The organism is Nocardia sp. NPDC047038 (assembly GCF_040644075.1).
GTDB lineage: Bacteria > Actinomycetota > Actinomycetes > Mycobacteriales > Mycobacteriaceae > Nocardia > Nocardia sichangensis.
On record NZ_JBEYVQ010000023.1, the window covers coordinates 46093 to 62090 of the forward strand.

Annotated in this window: 16 protein-coding genes; 8 read left to right on the forward strand and 8 right to left on the reverse strand. The window is 67.1% G+C overall.

The window, feature by feature from the left end; all coding sequences use genetic code 11:
- Nucleotides 1-5: 5 nt before the first annotated feature.
- Nucleotides 6-608, reverse strand: a complete 603-nt coding sequence (locus ABZ824_RS36290) for an HAD family hydrolase (RefSeq protein WP_356969016.1) — start codon at nt 606-608, stop codon at nt 6-8.
- A gap of 110 nt (nt 609-718) precedes the next feature.
- Complete coding sequence (tyrS, locus tag ABZ824_RS36295; protein ID WP_356969018.1) at nt 719-1993, reverse strand: tyrosine--tRNA ligase; 1275 nt, start codon at nt 1991-1993, stop codon at nt 719-721.
- 237 nt (nt 1994-2230) lie between these two features.
- On the opposite strand from tyrS, the gene ABZ824_RS36300 reads away from it, so the two are divergent.
- Entirely contained in the window at nt 2231-2830 is a 600-nt protein-coding gene (locus ABZ824_RS36300; RefSeq protein WP_356969020.1) for an NUDIX hydrolase, read from the forward strand.
- Here the strand turns inward: ABZ824_RS36300 and ABZ824_RS36305 are convergent.
- Together ABZ824_RS36305 and ABZ824_RS36310 are read right to left on the reverse strand one after the other, a co-directional pair.
- The gene (locus tag ABZ824_RS36305; protein ID WP_356969022.1) at nt 2762-3925 is read right to left on the reverse strand and encodes a helix-turn-helix transcriptional regulator; all 1164 of its coding nucleotides are present in this window, start codon (nt 3923-3925) and stop codon (nt 2762-2764) included. The two genes, ABZ824_RS36300 and ABZ824_RS36305, sit on opposite strands and share 69 nt — an antisense overlap.
- 257 nt (nt 3926-4182) lie before the next feature.
- Nucleotides 4183-4512, reverse strand: a complete 330-nt coding sequence (locus tag ABZ824_RS36310; protein ID WP_356969024.1) for a hypothetical protein — start codon at nt 4510-4512, stop codon at nt 4183-4185.
- A 93-nt stretch (nt 4513-4605) separates the two neighbouring features.
- Between ABZ824_RS36310 and ABZ824_RS36315 the strand changes: the two genes are divergently transcribed.
- The 3 genes from ABZ824_RS36315 to argH all read left to right on the forward strand — a co-directional run bounded on the left by ABZ824_RS36315 (nt 4606) and on the right by argH (nt 8045).
- Complete coding sequence (locus ABZ824_RS36315) at nt 4606-4827, forward strand: hypothetical protein (RefSeq protein WP_356969026.1); 222 nt, start codon at nt 4606-4608, stop codon at nt 4825-4827.
- Between the two features lie 147 nt (nt 4828-4974).
- The gene (locus ABZ824_RS36320; protein WP_355080705.1) at nt 4975-6177 is read left to right on the forward strand and encodes an argininosuccinate synthase; all 1203 of its coding nucleotides are present in this window, start codon (nt 4975-4977) and stop codon (nt 6175-6177) included.
- A gap of 458 nt (nt 6178-6635) precedes the next feature.
- Nucleotides 6636-8045 (forward strand): argininosuccinate lyase, encoded by a 1410-nt coding sequence (gene argH, locus ABZ824_RS36325; RefSeq protein WP_356969028.1) that lies wholly within the window; start codon nt 6636-6638, stop codon nt 8043-8045.
- A gap of 39 nt (nt 8046-8084) precedes the next feature.
- On the opposite strand, the gene ABZ824_RS36330 is transcribed toward argH, so the two are convergent.
- Complete coding sequence (locus tag ABZ824_RS36330; protein ID WP_355080709.1) at nt 8085-9350, reverse strand: hypothetical protein; 1266 nt, start codon at nt 9348-9350, stop codon at nt 8085-8087.
- Nucleotides 9351-9471: 121 nt separating this feature from the next.
- Between ABZ824_RS36330 and ABZ824_RS36335 the strand changes: the two genes are divergently transcribed.
- Nucleotides 9472-9795, forward strand: a complete 324-nt coding sequence (locus ABZ824_RS36335; protein ID WP_355080710.1) for a multidrug efflux SMR transporter — start codon at nt 9472-9474, stop codon at nt 9793-9795.
- A 35-nt stretch (nt 9796-9830) separates the two neighbouring features.
- Here the strand turns inward: ABZ824_RS36335 and ilvA are convergent, their stop codons facing one another.
- Nucleotides 9831-11051, reverse strand: coding sequence for a threonine ammonia-lyase (gene ilvA, locus ABZ824_RS36340; RefSeq protein ID WP_356969031.1), 1221 nt, complete (start codon nt 11049-11051; stop codon nt 9831-9833).
- Between the two features lie 30 nt (nt 11052-11081).
- On the reverse strand, nt 11082-12251 hold the full coding sequence (locus ABZ824_RS36345) for a serine hydrolase domain-containing protein (RefSeq protein ID WP_356969033.1): 1170 nt from the start codon (nt 12249-12251) through the stop codon (nt 11082-11084).
- 187 nt (nt 12252-12438) lie between these two features.
- Here ABZ824_RS36345 and ABZ824_RS36350 point away from each other — a divergent pair, with 187 nt between their 5' ends.
- From ABZ824_RS36350 to ABZ824_RS36360, 3 genes are all read left to right on the forward strand, one after another.
- The gene (locus ABZ824_RS36350) at nt 12439-13161 is read left to right on the forward strand and encodes a GntR family transcriptional regulator (protein WP_355080789.1); all 723 of its coding nucleotides are present in this window, start codon (nt 12439-12441) and stop codon (nt 13159-13161) included.
- Nucleotides 13162-13247: 86 nt separating this feature from the next.
- On the forward strand, nt 13248-14735 hold the full coding sequence (locus ABZ824_RS36355) for an NCS1 family nucleobase:cation symporter-1 (protein WP_356969035.1): 1488 nt from the start codon (nt 13248-13250) through the stop codon (nt 14733-14735).
- On the forward strand, nt 14735-15463 hold the full coding sequence (locus ABZ824_RS36360) for an aspartate/glutamate racemase family protein (protein WP_356969037.1): 729 nt from the start codon (nt 14735-14737) through the stop codon (nt 15461-15463). The genes ABZ824_RS36355 and ABZ824_RS36360 overlap by 1 nt, the downstream gene beginning before the upstream one ends.
- Before the next feature lie 7 nt (nt 15464-15470).
- Here the strand turns inward: ABZ824_RS36360 and ABZ824_RS36365 are convergent, their stop codons facing one another.
- Nucleotides 15471-15821: a hypothetical protein gene (locus ABZ824_RS36365; RefSeq protein ID WP_355080795.1), complete on the reverse strand. Its 351-nt coding sequence runs from the start codon at nt 15819-15821 to the stop codon at nt 15471-15473.
- Between the last annotated feature and the right edge of the window lie 177 nt (nt 15822-15998).

Below are 15998 nucleotides of genomic sequence, written 5' to 3' on the forward strand. Positions count from 1 at the left end.
AGAACCTATTGCAATGTCGATAGAGCCTGAAGCAGATCGCGATAGACGTGGAATGGTCCGTGGTGGGGTCGGGGGTGGATGTGCGCGCAGCCGCATCCCAATACGGCAGCCGGTTCTAGATCGAGGGCCACGTTGTCCCCGAGCACAGTTGTCGTGGACGCGCCGTACGTCTCGACCAGGCTCCGGTAGATAACCCGCTTGTCCGTATGGCCAGTTTCGAACACCGAGATAGCGTCGTCGACCACCCCGGTGAGCCCGAGCGCTTCTAGGACGGCGATCGCATGCTGTTCCGGGGCCATGGTCACTACTACTCGGCGCGCGGCCACGCGTGACAGAGCGCGTATCAAGCGAGGATCTCGACGGAGAAGTTCTCGATACGGTATTGCCCGATATGTGACGCTCGCCCACAGCTGGCGGGGAAGGCCGAGCCGAGCGAGTGCCTCGAGGATCGAAGGTGTCCGCTCTTCCATCTCGCTAAGTTGCGTCGGGGTCAAACCGGCATGCCGCGTAAGGAATTCGGTCGTGCGGGTGTCGATGATCCGGGTCAGCGCACTGTCGCTGGGATAGCAGGTGCCATCGAGGTCCAGAATGATCAGCCGCTGAACCATCAGCCGTCCTCCTGGTCGATCGGATTCCAACCGTCTGACGGTCCGTTTTACCCGGCGACGGAAGTGTTGGGGTGAGGATCGGGCCGAGTCACGATCCGCGCCGGATTGTGTCAGCCGACTTCCACGACGGCGAGCGATTTGCGCCCCCGCCGCAGCAAGATCCAGCGATCGTGCAGCAAGTCCGTAGCATCCACCACCGCCTCGGTGGTATCGACCTTGAGGTTGTTGACGTAGGCGCCGCCCTCGCTCACGGCACGACGGGCCGCTGACTTGCTCGCGACCAACCCGGTCGCGGCGAAGAGATCGATGACGCTGTGTGTCCCGCTCGAGATCGAGGCCGAGGGCAGTTCACGCACCGCGTCACCCAGTGTCGACGCGTCGAGCGCGGTCAGATCGCCTCTGCCGAACAGCGCCTGGCTGGCCGCACGCACCCGCTGCATCGTTTCCTCACCGTGGACCAGGGCGGTGACGTCCCCGGCGAGCGCGCGCTGAGCCTCCCGTTGAGCGGGCCTGTCCCGGGTGGCCTCCTCGAGCAGTGCGATCTCGTCCCGGCTGCGGAAGGTGAAGATTCTGAGATAGTCAGCGACCTTGGCGTCCTCGGCGTTGAGCCAGAACTGGTAGAACGCGTACGGCGAGGTCATCTCCGGGTCGAGCCAGATAGCGCCGCCTTCGGTCTTGCCGAACTTGGTGCCGTCGGCCTTGGTGATCAGCGGCGTGGCCAAGACGTGCAGGCTTGTGCCTTCGACGCGGTGGGTGAGGTCAGCGCCGGCGGTGAGGTTGCCCCACTGGTCAGATCCACCGGTCTGCAATGTGCATCCGTATCGGCGGTAGAGCTGGTAAAAGTCCATGCCCTGTAAAAGCTGGTAGGAGAACTCGGTGAAACTGATCCCGGCCTCGCTCTCGAGTCGTACCGACACCGCTTCCTTCGCCAGCATTCGGTTCACCCGGAAGTGTTTGCCGACATCGCGAAGGAAATTGACGGCTGACATCGGTGAGGTCCAGTCCAGGTTGTTCACGACCACGGCGGCGTTGTCACCATCGAAGGACAGAAATCGCGCGACCTGCTCACGAATTCGATTCACCCAGCCCGCGACAGTGTCGTGGTCGTTGAGCACCCGTTCACCCGACATACGTGGATCGCCGATGAGCCCGGTCGCCCCGCCCACCAGCGCGATCGGTTTGTGCCCGAAGTCCTGCAAGCGGCGCATGGTCAACAGCTGCACCAGATTGCCGATGTGCAAGCTCGGTGCCGTCGGATCGAACCCGCAATAGTAGGTCACCGGGCCGACCGCCAGGGAGGCGCGCAGCGCATCCTCGTCGGTGGACAGCGCGACAAGCCCGCGCCAGGAGAGCTCGTCAAGGGCGTTGGCCCGGGTCTGGGTCACGACTGCGAAAGTCCTCTCAGTAGTCGGCCCGGCGGGTGCGGGCATCCGCTACTCGTTGCCACGACATTGATACGGCCGGGCGAATTGCTGGTTCGACAACCTCACAACCAATCCATTGGAAACGGCTGCCACGTCGACATGAGTGTAATGATCACCCGTCTCCGCTCACGTTCCCAGGGATCAGCCAGTAACGAAAGGTAGCACCTCGTAGCTCGAGGCTCCCGCTACCGTGAATCCATGATCGAACCGCCGCGCACCACCGTTCACCGGGAGTGGACCGTCTACAACGGGAACCCCTGGCTCGAAGTGACCCGCAACGAGATCATCACCCCCGACGGACTCCACCGGACCCATCACGCCATCCGGTTGAACACGGTCGCGACAGTGATCGCGGTCGATGTACACCATCGCGCCCTTCTGATGCGCCGTCACCGATGGATCGTCGACACGATCGGCCTGGAATCACCCGGCGGAATTGTCGATCCGGGCGAAGACCCACTGGCCTGCGCTCACCGAGAGCTGCTGGAAGAAACAGGGTTCGAAGTCGACACACTGACGTTGGTTGCCGACCTCGAACCGATGCCTGGGCTCGTGCGAACACGCCACCTGGTGTACCTCGGACACGATCCCCGTCAGGTCACTATGCCCACTGATGGCGAAGAAGCCGCCCAATTGCTCTGGATGCCGCTGGCCGAAACCGCTGGCCTGCTGGCGAAAGGCATGCTGCTGGGTACCGGCACGGCTGTCGGCATGCTCGCGGCCGCAGCGCTAGTCCCCGGCCAACCGACAACGCAATCGCCCGGACAACAGTTCGTGACGCTTCCCGAGCCTGGCTGAGCCGAGCCGAGCGATTGTCGCGGCTGCGGTGTCCAGAAGCTCGCGTGCCTCGTCCAACTCGCCACCACCCAGGCCCGCCTCAGCCAAATCGAGTAGCTGCCCACAGCGTGCCCGAACGAACTCCCCGGGCACCTCGTTCAACGCTGCTCGCGTCGCAACGGCTCCAGCCGGGTCGCCGGATCTGACCAGGATGTGGCCCTGCCATCGTTGAAGGTGAACCGCGTTCAATGCCAGATACGGCATCGCCTCCCCGTCACCGTCGCTCGAACGGAGCAGGTCGGCCTCGGCACGGGCCAGCGCTGCCCGCACCGACGGTGCGTGACCCGGTAACGCCGCGGCTACCTGAGCGTGGGTCGCCGCCAGCCACGAGCGCAGCAATACCGGCAGCATGGGCATCGACTCCGCCTTGGCGACCTGATCGACAGCGGCGGCGACGTTACCGGTTTCGGCAAGCAGTACCGCATGCTCACCTACTGCATGAGCCCACAGCACCGGATCGCCTGCCCGGGACGCAGCACGTCTGGCCATCGCGTAGTGCCTCGCCGCACTCTGGTAGTCGCCGACATCGAGGTCCTGCCACGCGGCCAACGCTGCTGTGTCGGCCTGCGCGCGGGCAACACTCACTCGATCCAATCCGGCAACTCCACGCCACAGTGTTTCCAAGGCCGCGACGTGGCCGGCTGTTTGGATCCGGACTGCTTGCGCGCCCAGCCGACGGTCCAGCAATCTCAAGCTGTTCGTATGGTCCGTTAACAGTTGGAACAGGGACCCGTCGCTCGCGCTGTCGCGTGCAACCCCGACCGCTGGCAGGTCACCTTCGTCCAGTTCCAGGACCCGGCACAGCAGGCGACTATGCACTTCGTCCGGGACAACATGACCGTTCTCCCAGCGAGACAGCGCAACCCGAAGACTTGTGGTTGTCATCAGCCGGACGTGCTCGCGCTCGGCCTGTTCCCGCAATGCGGAAATCAGTCGGGCCTGTGACCAGCCGCGAGCCCGTCGCGCAGACCTGAGCACACTGGTGTCGATTGTCTCCGCCCCCTGTGAATGCGCGTCTGCAAGATCAGTGCAATTTCCGGACTTATTGTCCAGCAATAATTTTCACCCCGGAGCTACCTTATACGGTTTCAGCTATCTTTCAGGGCTTTCGGTTATTTCGTCCGCTGAACGGCCCAGCATTCCGTTTACGGTCGGCCTGTACTCGGTATGGGGCTGATGCCGTAGCCGCTCAGCGGCGCACCGGTCGCCCATCGACGCGGCGAACTGATGGCTTCACGAGCCCCTGGTGCCGGATACCACCACCTCGACCTTGCCGGTCGAGACCACCCGAGCCGGAGGAGATCGTTATGCATTCACTCGCCATCCACCAGCTGAACGTCCTGAGCGAGCGGGAAGCGCACCAGGCGTCGAACGGCAGTACGGGAAAAGTTTGCTTTCCCGAGCTGTCGACGGACGTGCCCCACCGAAGACGGTTCGGCCGAATTCTGCGAAGACCGACTTGCCGGAGAGGACAGGAGACCAGGCGGTCTGCTGATGACGGATCCCTGAAGCATCGAACCTTTCTCCAGGCCGATGGCGTGCTCGCCGAGTTCATGTGCCACCTGCTCGAGCTGACACCGGAACGGGCTTTGCAGCTGCAGTGCATCCACCGCGAGCACCATCCGGACGAATGCTTGGCGCATCTGGCAGCAGCCTGTTTGCTACTGCGCAGCGAGGGCGTTTCATGACATCGTGCCTCCGCCGCGGCCGACGGCGATTCGACGGACGCCGTGGGTGTGAGGATCCAGACTGAGGAGTATCAGAGGTTGCAATTGGACGGCGAGGGCATCGTGGAGCGGTTGAGTATGGAGGATGACGATATCGATTTCGACCCGGATGAGTGGCGCGAGAGCAGCTCTCCAGGCGTCGGCATCACCACTGCGGCGGGCAGGGGAGCGGCGGGGCGCGTCTGGCAGGTTCGTCGGATCGGCGCGGACCGGGACGCTACCCCGTTGTGAATGGGATTGCATCGTCATGCATAATCATTTGCAGAACGACGCGGACCCGCCGAGGCTGGTCTGAGGCGTCGGGGCCGGGCTTCCCACCGCTCGGACACCCGCCATACTGCTGATACACCTACCGAACCATCGAGGAGCACACAGAACATGTCCGAGCGCGTCGTACTCGCCTACTCCGGTGGGCTGGACACCTCCGTCGCGATCAGCTGGATCGGCAAGGAGACCGGCGCCGAAGTGGTGGCCGTGGCCATCGACCTCGGCCAGGGTGGCGAGGACATGAACGTGGTGCGCCAGCGCGCCCTTGACTGCGGCGCCGTCGAGGCGATCGTGGTCGACGCGCGCGACGAGTTCGCCGACCAGTACTGCCTGCCCACCATCCAGGCCAACGCGATGTACATGGGCCAGTACCCGCTGGTGTCGGCGATCAGCCGCCCGCTCATCGTCAAGCACCTGGTCGAGGCCGCCAAGTTCCACGGCGCGAGCACCGTCGCGCACGGCTGCACCGGCAAGGGCAACGACCAGGTCCGCTTCGAGGTCGGCATCGGCGCGCTCGCGCCCGATCTGAACGTGATCGCCCCGGTTCGCGACTACGCCTGGACCAGGGAGAAGGCCATCGCCTTCGCCGAGGAGAACGCGCTGCCGATCAACGTCACCAAGAAGTCGCCGTTCTCCATCGATCAGAACGTCTGGGGCCGCGCGGTGGAGACCGGGTTCCTCGAGGACCTGTGGAACGCCCCGACCAAGGACGTCTACGACTACACCTCCGACCCGACCGTCAACTTCGAGGCTCCCGACGAACTCATCGTCACCTTCGACAAGGGCGTTCCGGTGGCCATCGACGGCCGCCAGGTCAGCGTGCTGGAAGCGATCATCGAGCTGAACCACCGCGCCGGCCGCCAGGGCGTCGGCCGCCTGGACATGGTCGAGGACCGCCTGGTCGGCATCAAGAGCCGGGAGATCTACGAGGCTCCGGGCGCCATCGCGCTGATCACCGCGCACCAGGCCCTGGAGAACGTCACCATCGAGCGCGAGCTGGGCCGGTACAAGCGGCAGGTCGAGCAGCGCTGGGGCGAGCTGGCCTACGACGGCCTGTGGTTCTCCCCGCTCAAGCGCGCGCTGGACGCCTTCATCCTGGACACTCAGCAGCACGTCTCCGGCGACATCCGGATGGTGCTGCACGGCGGCTCCGCCGTGGTCAACGGCCGCCGCTCGGAGCAGTCGCTCTACGACTTCAACCTGGCCACCTACGACGAGGGCGACACCTTCGACCAGTCCCTGGCCAAGGGCTTCGTCCAGATCCACGGCCTGTCCTCCAAGGTCGCCGCCCGCCGCGACCTGAACCAGAAGTAAGCCTCAGGCGTGCCGGTGCCCGACCGAGCACCGGCACGCCGACGGGTCCGTGAGGTCGTAGTCTCGAATCGGCGTTCGGAGTGCGCTGACCAGGGCAGCAGTTGCAGCCGAAAGGCAACCTCCGAGCACCTCGGCCCCGGCGTGCGTGGCCGCTCCCGGCAGATGATGTCGAGCAACCACCGAATGGCCCGGCTGCGTCGAGCAGGAACGCACCACTCGACCTCGCGCGCCGACGCGACAACCCGTTTCTCGAGCCAACGGAACGAGTGAGTCGCAAGCCAACGAAACCAACCCACCGCACAACTGATCTCGCGCATCAGCGCACAACTGATCTCGCAAGAACATGGGTAACTCACCGGGTACGCCCAAAACCCGACCGACACCCAACGCAAGACCTGAACGCAAACCGACCACCCACCCAACTGGTACGGCCTGAATACCCGGAGAGGCGGAACAGCATGAGCACGAACCAAGGTGCGCTCTGGGGCGGGCGATTCGCCTCCGGACCGGCCGAGGCCATGGCCGCGCTGAGCAAGTCGACGCACTTCGACTGGGCGCTGGCCCCCTACGACATCCGCGCGTCGAAGGCGCACGCGCGTGTGCTGCAAAAGGCCGGGCTGCTCTCCGACACCGACCTGTCCGGCATGCTCGACGGGCTGGATCGCCTCGCGGCGGACGTAGCGTCCGGCGCGTTCGGCCCCGCCGAGTCGGATGAGGACGTACACGGCGCACTGGAGCGCGGTCTGATCGAGCGGGTCGGCGCGGAGCTCGGTGGCCGGTTGCGGGCGGGGCGTTCGCGCAACGACCAGGTGGCCACGCTGTTCCGGATGTGGCTGCGCGACGGCGTGCGCCGGGTGGCCGCGGGCGTGCTCGCGGTGGTCGACGCGCTGGTGGAGCAGGCGGCCGCGCATCCGGACGCGGTGATGCCAGGCAAGACCCATTTGCAGGCGGCGCAGCCGGTGCTGCTGGCCCATCACCTGCTCGCGCACGCGCACCCGCTGCTGCGCGACCTCGACCGGCTGCGCGACTTCGATCGCCGCGCGGCGGTGTCGCCCTACGGTTCCGGCGCGCTGGCGGGCTCCTCCCTGGGACTCGACCCGGAGGCCATCGCCGCAGATCTGGATTTCGACGCGGCCGCCGCCAACTCGATCGACGCCACCTCGGCGCGGGACTTCGCCGCCGAGGCCGCGTTCGTGCTTGCCATGATCGGCGTCGACCTGAGCCGGATGGCCGAAGAGGTGATCCTCTGGAGCACACCGGAATTCGGCTATGTCACGCTGGCCGACGCCTGGTCGACCGGCTCGTCGATCATGCCGCAGAAGAAGAACCCGGACGTCTCCGAGCTGACCCGAGGCAAGGCGGGCAGGCTGATCGGCAATCTCACCGGCCTGCTGGCCACCCTCAAGGCGCAGCCGCTGGCCTACAACCGCGACCTCCAAGAGGACAAGGAACCTCTCTTCGACTCGGTGGCGCAACTCGAACTGCTGCTCCCGGCCATCGCGGGCTTGGTCTCGACGCTGACCTTCCACACCGATCGCATGGCCGAACTCGCGCCCGCGGGTTTCACGCTGGCCACCGATATCGCCGAATGGCTCGTGCGCCAGGGTGTTCCGTTCCGGGTCGCGCACGAGGCGGCGGGTGCGTGCGTGCGTGCCGCCGAGTCCCGCGGCGTCGGCTTGGACGAGCTCACCGACGAGGAGTTCGCCGCGATCGACCCGGCGCTGACCGGGAAGGTGCGCGAGGTGCTCACCGTGCAGGGCTCCATCGCGTCCCGCAACGCCCGGGGCGGTACGGCCGGTGTCCAGGTCGCGGCGCAGCTCGCGGAGGTGCGCGAGGCGGCGGCCGCGGCGCGAGCCTGGCTGGACTGAACCCGGGCTCCGCCCGCTGTCCGCGATCCGCGACCCGGCCTATCCGACGACGGTGATGTCGGCTCCGCTGAACAGCAGATCGCTGCGGCGCCGGGGACCCACGTCGAACCCTTGCGCCGGTTCGGCCTCCGGCGTCAGCTCGCGCAACTGCCGGAGAAACACCTCGACCGCCAGCGTGGCCATGCTCTTGCCGGGACAGACATGCCTGCCGAACCCGAAGGTCAACGGCAATTTGCCGGTCCGGTCCAGCGCCAGGCAGTCGGGAAACGCCTCCGGGTCGCGGTTCGCCGCGGCGAACATCACGAGCAACGGTCCGGCGGGCAGCCGCGTGCCGCTGGAGAGTACGACCGGCGTCCTGGCCCGACGCTTCCATGCCACCAGCCCCGGATCGAGTTGAAGGATCTTCGCCGCGACCCGTGCGCCGCCGTTCGGCTCGGCGAGCAGATCCCACCAGACGCGGTCCGGATCCCCGAGCAGTCGCTGGACGCCTTGCTGAATGCTGCCGCTCACCGTGTGCACGCCTGCGGCCAATGAATTCGCCATGGCGGATACCGCGATCCGATGCGACAGCCCGGCGTCGCGCAGTGTGCGGGCGAACCCGGTCGCCTCGCTGCCGCGGCCCGCGCGGACCGCTCTGCCGCTGACGGTGAACAGCCAGCCGAGCGCGCTCACCGCGTCGGCCAGTTCGCGTCCGCGCATCACCCGGCCGAGCAGTCCCGATTGCGCTCCGCTCCAAGCGGCCACGTTCGGCCAGTCCGATGCGGGCAAGCCGACCGCCGCACCGACGGTGCGGGCGGCATAACCGATCGACAACGCAGTCACGTCCAACGGCGAGCCGGGCCGGAATCCCGCGTCCCGCACCGCCGCGTGGAAGTGCTCGGCCATCTCGGCGGCCCGGGCGGCCCGATCGGCGGGGGAGATGGTGAAATGCCCAGAAGGCCCGGCCATGGTATTCCACACCCGCTTGTGCAACAGGTCGTCGGACAGGTTGGCGGTCGCCTTCGCGGGTGGCGGAACCAGGTGCCGGACGAAATGCGGGATGGCGCGGGGCGTCGCCGCGATGCGCGCGTAACCGACGAGGGGATCCAGCGAATTCGCGTTGGAGATGCCCGGCGTCGTCGCGTCCAGCACTTCGCGCACGTCGTCGTACTTCCAGATCATGCGCAGCCCGGACCGATGCGCGTAACTCGGTTCCGGCCACTCGTGCAAACGCCGGTACCTCTCGTCGCGCTCGGCATACGGCAACTCGTTGCAGGTCACTTCGTCGAGGGGGAAACCGGTCACCGCAACGTTCGAGCTACGCATCGGCCGAGCGTATCGGCACGTCGGCAACGGTCGCCGGTCCGCGAATCCCCGGCACTGGGAGGGCCGGTGCCAACCGCTGCGGGGGCCGAGGCCGGGTCGCGGCTGTGACTAGGCTGCGAAAATGACCTTGTTGCTGCTCGCCTTGGCCATCGCCTCCGAGGTGACCGCGACCGTTTCACTGAAACTGTCCGACGGATTCACCAAGCTCGTCCCTTCGATCGTGGTGGTCGTCGGCTATTGCACGGCGTTCTTCTTCCTCGCCCAGGCGCTGAAGCGAGGGATGCCGATCGGGGTGGCTTACGGCATCTGGTCGGCGATCGGCGTCGCCGCGATCGCGCTGATCGGCGTGCTGTTCCTCGACGAGCGGCTGACCCTCGTACAGGTCGGCGGCATCGGGCTCGTGATACTCGGCGTGCTCGCCTTGGAACTCGGTGGCGCGCACTGACTTCGGCTGCGAGGCATCCCGCGAGTTGTCGCGGGTCAATCCGATACGTGGACCCCGTATCCCGCGTTCCCGAGGGCGGTGAGCACGTCGTCGCGATGAGCGGCACCTCGTGTCTCCAGGGTGAGCGCCACTTCCACCTCGTCCACGGCCAGCCACGTCCCGGTGCGGGAGTGTGCCACGTCGACCACGCTTGCGCCCGTCTTGCCGACCACCGCCAGCAGCGATCCCAGCGCGCCGGGGCGATCGGAAATCGTCACGCGCACGGCGAGATAGCGACCTGCCGCGCTCAGGCCGTGACCTATCACGCGGGTCAGCAGCAACGGGTCGATATTGCCGCCGGACAGGATCGCGCAGACCGGCCCCCGCAGGCCGAGTCCCTCGGGCGAAATACTCATCAGAGCGGCGACCGCAGCGGCGCCCGCGGGTTCGACGATCAGCTTCGCGCGTTCCAGGCACAGCAGCAGCGCCTGCGACAGCGCTTCCTCGTCCACCGTCACGATTCGTGAAACATGCTGGGCCACATGGCCGAACGGCACTTTGCCGGGCTGTCCGACCGCGATGCCGTCGGCCATCGTCGACATCCGCTCGACGCGGACCGGGTGGCCCGCCGCCAGCGAGCCCGGCCAGGCGGCCGCTTCCGCCGCCTGCACCCCGATGACGCGGACGTTCGGCGCCAGATGCCGCAGCGCGACCGCGACTCCCGCCAAGAGCCCGCCGCCGCCGGTGGGAACGAGCACCGTGCCGACCTGCGGCAGCTGCTCCGCGATCTCCACGCCGGCGGTGGCCTGGCCTGCCACGATATCGGGATGGTCGAACGGATGGATCAGCGTCGCGCCGGACCGGTCGGCGAAATCCAGTGCGGCGTCCAGCGACTCGTCGATGGTCTCGCCCACCTGGCGGACTTGCGCACCGTATGCCTTGGTCGCCGTCACCTTCGGCAGTGACGCCCCGACCGGCATGAACACCGTCGACGCGATGCCGAGCGAGGCCGCCGACCACGCGACGCCTTGCGCGTGGTTACCGGCGCTCGCGGCCACGACGCCGCGCTCCCGAACCTCCTGCGGCAAATTCGCGATTCGGTTGTAGGCCCCGCGCGGCTTGAACGACCCGGTGCGCTGCAGGTTCTCGCATTTCAGCCACACTTCGGCGCCCACGCGCTCGGCCAACACTCGCGAGGCCAGCAGCGGGGTGCGCCGGATCACCGGGTCCAGCAGCCGCGTAGCCGCCGCGATCCGCGGCATGTCGACGGTCTCCATAGCGCCATGCTGCCACTCGGGCAGGCGAGATCAGGCGGCTCTGGCGAGGTTGTGGGCCAGCGTCCCCAAGCGCGCCAGGCGCGCGTCGCCGAGCGGGGTGATCCGGCTGCCCAGGCGATTGGTGACGAAGCCGAGCGACATCCCGGTCGCCGGGTCGGCGAAACCGCCGGAGCCGCCGAGGCCGAAATGGCCGAAAGCCGAGATGGGTTCGGCCTTGGACGGCTTCATCGGCACGCCGTGGTAACCCAGCGCCCAGGGAATACGGAAGGCCAGCACGTAGTCGGGGGTGAACACCTGCCGCCGGGTGATCTGCTCGATGGTGTCCGGGCGCAGCAGCTGATACCCGTCCAGTTGCCCGCCGTTGGCGAGCGCGCCGTACACGCGGGCCAGCGCGCGGGCGGAGAAGACGCCGTTGAGGCCGGGCATCACCGAGTCGTGCAGGCGCGGATCGGCTACCAGTTCGGCGAAACCCACGGGGGTGGTGTCGGCGGCGGCCGCGAAGCGGGTGCGGGCGAGCATCCGCGAGCCACGCTCCCAGCTCATGCCCGCGACCGTCAGGCGCGGGAAATTGGTGGCGATACGCCCGCGCTCGGCTGCCGGGACCCGGAACCACATTTCCTCGGCCGCGAGCGGTAGCGCGATCTCGGTGCGCAGCGCGTCGGTGAATTCCGTTCCGGTCACCCGGCGCACCAGCTCCGCGGCGAGGTGTCCGTAGGTGATGCCGTGATAGCCGCTGGTCACCTTGTGCCGCGGATCGGGCGCGGCGGCCGCGAGCGCCGCGGTGACCGCGGCGTCGTCGAAGAATCGCTCGACCGGTCCGGGCAGCAGCCCACGCAGCCGGTGCAGCCCGGCCCGGTGGGTCAGCATCGCCCGCACGCTGATGCGCTCCTTGCCCGCCGCCGCGAACTCCGGCCAGTAGGTCGCGAGCGGCTCGTCGTAGTCGATCAGGCCGCGCTCGGCCAGGCGATGCACCAGCGTGCTGGCGATCCCTTTGCCGGTGGAGAACGCCATCGCGACGGTGTCGTGCGCCCACGGGACATCCGGATGCGCGTAACCGGCCCAGACGTCGACCACCGGCTCGCCGTGCAAGTAGACCGCCAGCGCTCCGCCGCCGTCGGAGGGACGCCGGAACAGCCGGTCGAACTCCGCCACCAATCGCGCGAAGCGGCGATCTACGAATTGTCCTGCCGAAACTGTCATCGAAACCTGTGCCTGTCTTTCAGCGCCTGCGGCGTCGCGAACAATCCAATGCTAGGTGTCTCGTTTCGCTCGAGACCGGTGGCCGGGACCCGCACCCACCACGCGACCGGTCGGTACTGTGAGAAGACGTTTCCTGACCGTCACACGGGTGACCGGGAACGCAACACGCTGCCCCTAGCGTGTTGTCATGCCCCCGAGACGACGTTCGGCGCTGCTCGCGAGGTTGGTCGTCGACACACCCGGCCGCCCGCAGATCATCCTCGGCGAACTGCGCCGGGTGATCCTCGACGGGGCGGTGCCGCCCCGTACCGTCATCCCGCTGCGCGAGGTGGCGGAACTGTTCGGCGTGAGCCATATTCCGGTGCGCGAGGCGCTCAAGACGCTGATCGGGGAGGGGCTGGTCACCCACGAGCCGCACGCCGGATACACGGTGGCGCAACTGACCGCCGCCGAGTTGCGCGAGATGTACATCGTGCGGCAGACCTTGGAGACGGCCTCGCTCGCCGCGGCCGCCATGAACCACTCCGCCGCCGACCGCGCCGAACTGCTGGATGTGAACGAGGCCATGGAACAGGCGATACGCGACGACGACCCGGCCGCCTACCACCGTGGGTCGCGCACCTTCCATGTGGCGCTGACCCGGCCGTCACGCATGTTCCGGCTGCTGCACATGCTCGAAGCGGCGTGGAATGTCACCGAGCCGGTGCAGTCGATGGTGCACATCGGCCGGGCCGACCGAGTGCGGCTGCACACCGACCACGCGTTGATGCTGGACGCGTTCCTGGCCCGGGACGTCGAGCGCCTGCTGCTCGTCGCCGAACATCACCATCGCAGGCTGGAGTCCGTGATCGCGACCTTGCCCACCGATACCGGTCTGCTCGCCCCGGAAGATATATCTGCCGCGCAATAGCCGGGCAATAACCGCGCAATGGACGGGCAATAGCCGATTCCTACCGTCGTTTCGATCACAGTTTCACCCTTCGGATGGGAAACACCATGACCGAAACCATCGCCGCGGCACCCGCTCCCGAGCGGATCGCCCCCGCAGGCTACGACCCACGGCTCACCAACGACGATCTCGCGCCGCTACGCAAGCAGAACTGGGGCTCTTACAACATCTTCGCGTTCTGGATGTCGGACGTGCACAGCGTCGGCGGCTATGTCACCGCGGGTAGCTTGTTCGCGCTCGGCTTGGCCAGCTGGCAGGTACTGGTGGCCCTGTTGATCGGGATCACCCTGGTGTATTTCTTCTGCAATCTGGTCGCCAAGCCGAGTCAGGTGACCGGTGTGCCGTACCCGGTCATCTGCCGCAGTGCGTTCGGCGTGCTCGGCGCCAATATCCCCGCGATCATCCGCGGGCTGATCGCGGTGGCCTGGTACGGCATTCAGACATTCCTCGCTTCGGCGGCACTGGATGTCGTACTGGTGAAGCTGTTTCCGTCCCTCGCGCCGTACGCGGTGGCAGGCGACTACGGATTCCTCGGTCTGTCGCTGCTCGGCTGGGGCAGCTACCTGACGCTGTGGGTGGTGCAGGCCTGCGTTTTCTGGCAGGGCATGGAGTCCATTCGCCGGTTCATCGACTTCTGCGGGCCCGCGGTGTACGTGGTGATGTTCCTGTTGTGCGGTTACCTGATCGCGAAGGCCGGCTGGGGCGCGATCGATCTGAACCTGGGCGCGGTGCGGTACACCGGATGGGATTCGGTGCCCGTGATGCTGGGCGCCATCGCGCTCGTGGTCTCCTACTTCTCCGGGCCGATGTTGAACTTCGGCGACTTCTCCCGGTACGGCAAGTCCTTCGCCGTGGTGCGCCGGGGCAACCTGCTCGGTCTCCCGCTGAACTTCCTGCTGTTCTCGTTGCTGGTGGTGATCACCGCCTCGCTGACGGTGCCGGTCTACGGCGAGCTGATCACCGACCCGGTCGCCACGGTGGCGCGCATCGACAGCACCTTCGCGATCGTGCTCGGCGCACTGACCTTCACTGTCGCCACCATCGGCATCAACATCGTCGCGAACTTCATCTCGCCCGCCTTCGACTTCTCGCACGTGAGTCCGCAGCGCGTCAGCTGGCGCGCGGGCGGCATGATCGCCGCGGTGGGCTCGGTGCTGATCACGCCGTGGAATCTCTACAACAACCCGGAGGTCATCCACTACACGCTGGAGGTGCTCGGCGCCTTCATCGGCCCGCTGTTCGGGGTGCTCATCGCCGATTACTACCTGGTACGCAAGCAACGCGTGGCGGTGGACGACCTGTTCACGATGTCCAGCAGCGGACGCTATTGGTATCGCGGCGGATACAACCCGGCCGCGGTGATCGCGACGGTCGTCGGCGCGCTGGCCGCGGTGATGCCGGTGCTGGCCAAGGATGTCACCGGTATGTACACCGCGGCGCAGTACAGCTGGTTCATCGGTTGCGGCCTCGGCTTCGTGGCCTACTACGTCCTGGCCACGCGCACCTGGCCGGCGATGCGGGAGAGCGCGGCCTGATGCATATCCGTGTGGTCAACCCCAATACCTCCCGGGCGATGACCGACATGATCGAGCGGTGTGCCAGGGCCGTCGCTGGTCCTGGCACCCTGCTCGACGCGGTGACCTCGGAGATGGGACCGGCCTCGATCGAAAGTCACTACGACGAAGCGCTCAGCGTTCCCGGCCTGCTCGCCGCGATCCGGCGCGGGGAGGCCGAGGGGGTCGACGGCTACGTGCTGGCCTGCTTCGGCGACCCCGGTCTCGACGCCGCGCGCGAGCTGGCCAGGGGACCGGTGATCGGGATCGCCGAGGCCGCTATGCGTACCGCCGCTCATCTCGGTCGCGGGTTCAGCGTGGTCACCACCCTGGGCCGGACCGTCGGCCGGGCGGCCGATCTGGCGGAGCGCTACGGGATGCGGCACTTCTGCCGCGGTATCCACGCCTGCGAGATTCCCGTGCTCGCCCTCGACACCGATCCGGACGCGCGCAAGATCGTCACCGAAGCGTGCCGGGAAGCGGTCGAGGCGGACCGGTCCGACGCGATCGTCCTCGGCTGCGCGGGGATGGCCGATCTGTCCGCGCACGTGCGCGCCGAGGTCGGCGTGCCGGTGGTGGACGGTGTGGCGGCGGCGACCCTGACCGTACAATCGCTGCTCACGCTCGGTCTGCGCAAGTCCGGCCGGGGCGAATTCGCCGCGCCGCCGCCGAAGCCGTACACCGGCTCGCTGCGATCGTTCGGCGCCTGAGCGAGGCTCAGGCGGCTACCGCGATGGCGAGCTTGCGCAGTTCGGCGTCCGGGTCGGCCACGTCGACCACGAGCCGTGTGACGTCCGCGCCCGCCAAGTCGATACGGATGGCGTGTCCGTCGAATCGGGTGTCCCAGAATTCCTTGCGGCCCTTGCCGCGGAAGGTCCCCGCCGCGATCACGCCGGGGAAGAAAGTGCCGGGCGTGCGCACCCACGGGGGGCGGCGGTCGACCCCGGCCATGCCGAGCGCGGTGACGGCGGACAGGTCGAAACTCAGCTGGTCGCGCAGCGCCAGCAGCTGATGCGCACCGAGCACGTGCACCGTCACCGTCGTTCCGGTGACCTCGAATTCCACCATCACGCACCTCACTTCACCGAGAACTCGTACCTCTCAACGATGCAGAACGGTCCTGGTCACAGCCTGTGCCGTTCCTATGAGTTCTCTCAGTTTCACTCCATGTTGTTACATGGATATGCGCATCAATCGATGTCACGCACCGTGCCGAGTGTGTCGACCAGCGCGAATGTCGAGCTA

What these genes read in the sequence shown, in the direction of transcription:
- ABZ824_RS36345 (WP_356969033.1), bottom strand. Translation starts at nt 12,251, where the DNA reads ATGACAGTTTCGGCAGGACAATTCGTAGATCGCCGCTTCGCGCGATTG.
- ilvA (WP_356969031.1), bottom strand. Translation starts at nt 11,051, where the DNA reads ATGGAGACCGTCGACATGCCGCGGATCGCGGCGGCTACGCGGCTGCTG.
- ABZ824_RS36355 (WP_356969035.1), top strand. Translation starts at nt 13,248, where the DNA reads ATGACCGAAACCATCGCCGCGGCACCCGCTCCCGAGCGGATCGCCCCC.
- ABZ824_RS36350 (WP_355080789.1), top strand. Translation starts at nt 12,439, where the DNA reads ATGCCCCCGAGACGACGTTCGGCGCTGCTCGCGAGGTTGGTCGTCGAC.
- ABZ824_RS36330 (WP_355080709.1), bottom strand. Translation starts at nt 9,350, where the DNA reads ATGCGTAGCTCGAACGTTGCGGTGACCGGTTTCCCCCTCGACGAAGTG.
- argH (WP_356969028.1), top strand. Translation starts at nt 6,636, where the DNA reads ATGAGCACGAACCAAGGTGCGCTCTGGGGCGGGCGATTCGCCTCCGGA.
- ABZ824_RS36300 (WP_356969020.1), top strand. Translation starts at nt 2,231, where the DNA reads ATGATCGAACCGCCGCGCACCACCGTTCACCGGGAGTGGACCGTCTAC.
- ABZ824_RS36310 (WP_356969024.1), bottom strand. Translation starts at nt 4,512, where the DNA reads ATGCGCCAAGCATTCGTCCGGATGGTGCTCGCGGTGGATGCACTGCAG.
- ABZ824_RS36320 (WP_355080705.1), top strand. Translation starts at nt 4,975, where the DNA reads ATGTCCGAGCGCGTCGTACTCGCCTACTCCGGTGGGCTGGACACCTCC.
- ABZ824_RS36290 (WP_356969016.1), bottom strand. Translation starts at nt 608, where the DNA reads ATGGTTCAGCGGCTGATCATTCTGGACCTCGATGGCACCTGCTATCCC.
- ABZ824_RS36365 (WP_355080795.1), bottom strand. Translation starts at nt 15,821, where the DNA reads ATGGTGGAATTCGAGGTCACCGGAACGACGGTGACGGTGCACGTGCTC.
- ABZ824_RS36335 (WP_355080710.1), top strand. Translation starts at nt 9,472, where the DNA reads ATGACCTTGTTGCTGCTCGCCTTGGCCATCGCCTCCGAGGTGACCGCG.
- ABZ824_RS36360 (WP_356969037.1), top strand. Translation starts at nt 14,735, where the DNA reads ATGCATATCCGTGTGGTCAACCCCAATACCTCCCGGGCGATGACCGAC.